The sequence below is a fragment of the Methylobacterium sp. NPDC080182 genome (assembly GCF_050281105.1).
GTDB lineage: Bacteria > Pseudomonadota > Alphaproteobacteria > Rhizobiales > Beijerinckiaceae > Methylobacterium.
Genome location: NZ_JBNNWO010000061.1, coordinates 1 through 2,146, shown reverse-complemented (window position 1 = coordinate 2,146; position 2,146 = coordinate 1). Strand labels below are relative to the sequence as shown.

1 protein-coding gene is annotated in these 2,146 nt (G+C 78.8%); it reads right to left on the bottom strand.

Annotation, left to right across the window (positions count from 1 at the left end; genetic code table 11):
• The coding region (locus ACQKQD_RS34095; protein ID WP_427511001.1) for a condensation domain-containing protein at positions 1-2,146 on the bottom strand (2,146 nt) is incomplete at both ends.

The following is a 2,146-nucleotide window of genomic DNA, read 5'->3' as shown; positions in this document are numbered from 1 at the left end:
TGCGGTAGGCCGCGTCCCCGGGGGCGAGGCGGGCGTGGAAGAGCAGGCCCTCCTGCAGGGGGGTGAGCGGGTAGAGGTCGGCGAGGCAGTCGGGGTCGAGGGTACCGGCCGCGCGGGCGTCGGCCAGGAGAGCGTCGAGGCCGGGTTGGTCGAGGCGGGCGAGGGGCAGGTCGGCGGGGGTGGGCCGGCGCGGGGTGCCCGGGTCGGCGCAGTGGGCGACGAGGGCCTGGAGGGTGTGCCGGGTGTCGCGGGCGATGGCGGCGATGGCGGCGGCATCGTGGCGGTCGGGGCTGAAGCGCCAGGCGAGGTGGAGGCGGCCGGCGCGCACGAGGGCGGTGAGGGTGAGCTCGGCGCCCGCGGGGCTGTGGGGGTCGCGCATGGGCCCCGCGCTCTCGGGGGCGAGGGCGAAGGGCGCGTCGGGGTCGGCGCGGTCGGCGTCGATCTGGCCGAGGTAGTTGAGGAGGATGCCGGGCTCGGGTGCCGCGGCGATGCGGTGGCGCAGGTCCGCGACGGGGCCGTGGCGCAGGAGGTCGTGGCTGAGGTCGGGCTGGGGCAGGGCGCGGCGGGCGTCCTTCACCCGGCAGAGAGCAGCACCGAGGGCATGGCCGCGGGCGGCGTCGTCCGGCGGCAGGTCCGGCTCGCCGCCGAGGGGGTCGAGCTGCAGCGGCACCAGCGTGGTGAACCAGCCCACCGTCCGGCTCAGGTCGTGGCGGGGCAGGGTCGGGCCGTCCTGCGCGTCGGAGAGGGGTTCGGGGAAGGGTTCTGAGAGGGGTTCGGCGAGCGCGTCGGCCAGGGCGTCGGCATCGCGACCGTGGCGCTCGAGGGTCACGCCCGCCGCCGTCCCGTCGCCGCGCCGCGCCAGCGCGATCGACAGGGCGGTGAGCAGGATCTCGTCGGGACGGGCGCTGTAGGGCCGGCCGGCCCGGCGGAGGAAGGCGTCGGTGGCGTCGGCGTCGAGGCTGTCGGCGATCTCGGTCTGGGCGGATTCGACGTTGGGGGCGTCGGGCCGGACCGGCCGCAACGCGGCATCGAGGCACGGCCCCCCGGCCTGCCAGCCGGCCAGCCAGGATTCGCGGCGCCCGGCATGTCCGGGGTGCCGGGCCAGGACGTCGAGGCTGCGGGCCCAGCCCGGGAAGCTCGTCGGCGGGGGCGCGAGCGGCCGCCCGGCGAGGGCCGCCGCGAGGTCCTGGATCAGGATGCGCCACGACATGGCGTCGACCACGAGGTGGTGGGCGACGAGGAGGAGCCGCTCGGTCCCGTCCGCCGGCAGGGTGACGTGCACGGCCCGCCAGACCGGCCCTTCGGCGAGGTCGAGGCTCGTCTGGGCTTGCGCGGCGAGGGCCGCGAAGGCCGGCGCACCGTCCGCCGCGCGCCGCCACAGCGGGGGCTCCTGCCCCGGTGCCCGGCAGGTCTGGGTCCAGGCCCCGTGCGCGTCCCGCGCGAAGCGCAGGCGCAGCGCGGGATGGGCGGCCTCGACGGCCGCGAGAGCCTCAGCGAGGCGGCCCGGGTCGAGGGGTGCCCGGGGCGCGAGCACGATCGCCTGGTTCCAGTGCTGCCGGTTCGGGACGGGGCCGTCGAGGAACCGGCGCTGGATCGGGGTGAGGGGAACCGGACCGGCCTCGCGCGCCGGGTCGACCTGGGGGGCCGGCGCGGCCGCGCTGTCCGGGGCCGCGTCGAGATGCGCCGCCAGGGCGGCGAGGCGCGGGTGGGTGAAGACGTCCCGCGGCGTCAGCGCGAGGCCGCTCTCCCGGGCGCGGGCGACGAGCTGGAGGGCGAGGATCGAGTCGCCGCCGCGCTCGAAGAAGCTGTCCCGGCGCGACAGGCGTCGGGCGTCGAGGCCGAGCACGCCGGCCCAGAGGGCGGCGAGGCGCGTCTCGGTCTGGCCGCGCGGCGGATCGAAGCCGGTGCTCCCGCCCGCGGCGTCCGCGCCCGCCCAGTCGGGTTCGGGGAGGCGTCCTGGGTCGAGCTTCCCGTTGGCGGAGACCGGCAGGGCGGGCAGGGCGAGGATGCGGGCGGGGCACAGCGCGTCGGGCAGCGTGTCGGCCAGGGCCCGCTGCAGCGCGGGCTCGTCGAGCGCGCCGCCGGCCGCCGGCACCGCGTAGCCCACCAGCCGCAGCCCCCCGTCCGGACCGGGACGGGCGACCAC